A 2982-nucleotide genomic window follows, 5' to 3' on the forward strand; every position below is an offset into this window, starting at 1 on the left:
GTCCTGGAGGAGGCGATGCTCGCCGAGCTCGCCGCGGCCCGCCAGCAGGAGATCGAACGGGGAGTGACCCTGGTCGGCCCGCACCGCGACGAACTGCTGCTGTCGATCAATGGGCGGCCGGCGCGCGGGTATGCCAGCCACGGCGAGTCGTGGTCGCTCGCTCTCGCGCTCAAACTGGCGTCGTTCGAACTGCTACAGGACGATCAGCGCGAACCGGTGCTGCTGCTGGACGACGTGTTTGCCGAACTCGACGCGAACCGCCGCGCCCGGCTGGCGGAGCTGGTCTCGTCGGCCGAGCAGGTTCTGGTGACCGCCGCGGTCGAGGCGGACGTGCCCGCCGCACTGGCCGGGGCACGGTTCAAGGTCGCGGACGGGCAGGTGAGCCGTGTCGGATGACGCTGTGGCCGACGGTGAGCCGGCGGCCGGCGGACGCGGGTCAGCCACCGGTGGACGCGGGCCGGTTTCCGGCGGACATCAGCCGCTGCCCGGTGGACGTGGACAGCCGCCCGGCGACGAGCCCGTGCGCGGGGCCGACCTCGCCCGCATCATCCTGGCGCGGGCGAAGGAGGACGCGCGGGCCAGGGCGTCCGGTCGGGGTGGCGGGCGTGCGGGCAACGGCAGTGGCGTGGGACGGCGCGACGGGTCGGTCGGGCCGGCCGGCGGCGGTGGCGGTCGGCCCGACCCGTCGCGGCAGCCGGCACGCCGCCCGCGGATGCCCGGGATGGCCGCGCCCGGGCGGGAGTGGGCCGAGCCGGTCGCGCTGAGCACCGCGGTGCAGCGGATGCTCGCCGAACGCGGCTGGCGGGACCGGGCGACGGACGCCTCGGTGCTGGCCCGTTGGGAGGTCCTGGTCGGTCCGAATATCTCCACACGCTGCCATCCGGTTTCCCTGCGTGACGGCGAGCTGGAGCTCGCCGCCGAGTCGACGGCCTGGGCAACGCAGCTGCGGCTGCTCTCCCGACAGATCCTGACCACCCTGCGCGCGGAACTGGGGCCGGATGTCGTGCGCAGGATCGTGGTCCGGGGGCCGACCGCGCCGAGCTGGCGGCACGGCCCGCTGCAGGCACCCGGCGGACGCGGTCCCCGCGACACGTACGGTTGATCCGGCAGGAACCCCGAGCGCGAAAAATCATGATCGCGCTGCCTGTGGCCATTGGGCAGGTCAGGCCGGTCGTGGGTGCCCGGCCTGTGGAGCGCGTCACCTGTGGACAATGGCAACTCAGGCGGCAGCCCCAGGCTGCCGGTGGCGCCGGAAACGACCATCGTGCCGTCGCCGGTTCGGTGCCCGGCACGATGCCGCCTCCGGCCGGACGCCGGCGGCGCCCCGCATACGGCAGGCTCCCCGGGGGCCCGCCCCCGTACGCAGGGGTCCCCGGATTGCCTGGAGGCGCCATCCGGGGACCCCTGCGTACGGGGGTTCGACGGAAAGCTGTTCGGGACGCTGCGCCGATGCCAGGGGCCACCCCGCGTCCTTCTGGCCGAGGTGCCAGGTAGACTCAGGAGACGCTTCTCGCGTTGTTCGCAGTTGAGGACGAGGGGACATACCGCGTGGCCTACGATGCAAGTTCGATCAAGGTTCTTGAGGGTCTCGACGCGGTTCGCAAGCGTCCGGGTATGTACATCGGCTCCACCGGCGAGCGCGGTCTTCATCATCTCGTCTACGAGGTTGTGGACAACGCTGTGGACGAAGCGCTTGCCGGCTACTGCGACACGATCGGTGTGACGCTGCTCGCCGACGGCGGTGTCCGGGTCTCCGACAACGGCCGTGGCATTCCGGTGGGTGAGCATCCGACGGAGAAGCGCCCGGCGGTCGAGGTCGTACTGACCACGTTGCACGCCGGTGGGAAGTTCGACGGCAAGTCCTACGCGGTGTCCGGCGGCCTGCACGGGGTCGGCGTGAGCGTGGTGAACGCGCTGTCCACCCGCCTCGAGGTCGAGATCCGGCGCGAGGGCTTCACCTGGTTCCAGCCGTACGCGAACACGCGTCCGGCCGCGCCGCTGGCCAAGGGTGCTCCCACGAAGAAGACCGGTACGACCGTCACCTTCTGGGCCGACGACTCGATCTTCGAGACGACCGAGTACAAGTACGAAACCCTCACCCGCCGGCTGCAGGAGATGGCGTTCCTGAACAAGGGGCTGACGATCAGCCTGCGGGACGAGCGTCCCGAGGAACCCCTTGAGGTCACCTACTGCTACGCGGGCGGGCTCGTCGACTTCGTCGAGCACCTCAACGCCAGCAAGGACCCGATCCACAAGACCGTCATCTCGTTGGATTCCAAGGGCACCGGCATCGAGGCCGAGCTCGCCATGCAGTGGAACGCCGGTTACAACGAGTCGGTCTACACGTTCGCCAACACCATCAACACCCACGAGGGCGGCACCCACGAGGAGGGCTTCCGCGCGGCGCTGACCAGCGCGGTGAACGCCTACGCCAAGGATCAGAACCTGCTCAAGCCCCCGAAGGCCAACGGCAAGAACCCTGACGAGCGCCTCGCCGGTGACGACATCCGCGAGGGCCTGACGGCGATCATCTCGGTGAAGCTGGCGCAGCCGCAGTTCGAGGGTCAGACCAAGACCAAGCTCGGCAACAGTGAGGCCAAGCGGTTCGTCCAGGAGATGTGTTACTCGGCGCTGAAGGACTGGCTTGAGGCCAACCGTGTCGAGGCTCGGGCGATCGTCAGCAAGGCCTTGGACGCCCAGCGGGCCCGTATCGCCGCTCGGGCCGCCCGCGATCTGACCCGTCGTAAGGGTCTGCTCGGAGGGACGGGCCTGCCCGGCAAGCTCGCCGACTGCCAGTTCACCGACCCGGAGCGTTGCGAGCTCTACATCGTCGAGGGCGATTCGGCGGGTGGCTCGGCCAAGGGCGGCCGGGACTCGAAGTTCCAGGCGATCCTCCCACTGCGGGGGAAGATCCTGAACGTGGAGAAGGCCCGGATCGACCGGGTGCTGAAGAACACCGAGGTCCAGGCGCTGATCCAGGCG

The 2982-nt window shown here is 70.1% G+C and carries 2 protein-coding genes and 1 pseudogene; all 3 read left to right on the forward strand.

Annotated features, from left to right (window positions below):
* Positions 1–396, forward strand: a pseudogene (locus tag DD1DGNOD_RS26230) (DNA replication/repair protein RecF); the annotation flags it as partial.
* Entirely contained in the window at positions 386–1102 is a 717-nt protein-coding gene (locus DD1DGNOD_RS26235; protein ID WP_241251881.1) for a DUF721 domain-containing protein, read from the forward strand. The pseudogene DD1DGNOD_RS26230 and the gene DD1DGNOD_RS26235, both read left to right, overlap by 11 nt.
* Positions 1103–1548: 446 nt before the next feature.
* A partial coding sequence (locus DD1DGNOD_RS26240; RefSeq protein ID WP_131771236.1) for a DNA gyrase subunit B occupies positions 1549–2982 on the forward strand: 1434 nt, incomplete at its 3' end.

The sequence above is a fragment of the Candidatus Protofrankia californiensis genome (assembly GCF_900634765.1).
Lineage (GTDB): Bacteria > Actinomycetota > Actinomycetes > Frankiales > Frankiaceae > Protofrankia > Protofrankia californiensis.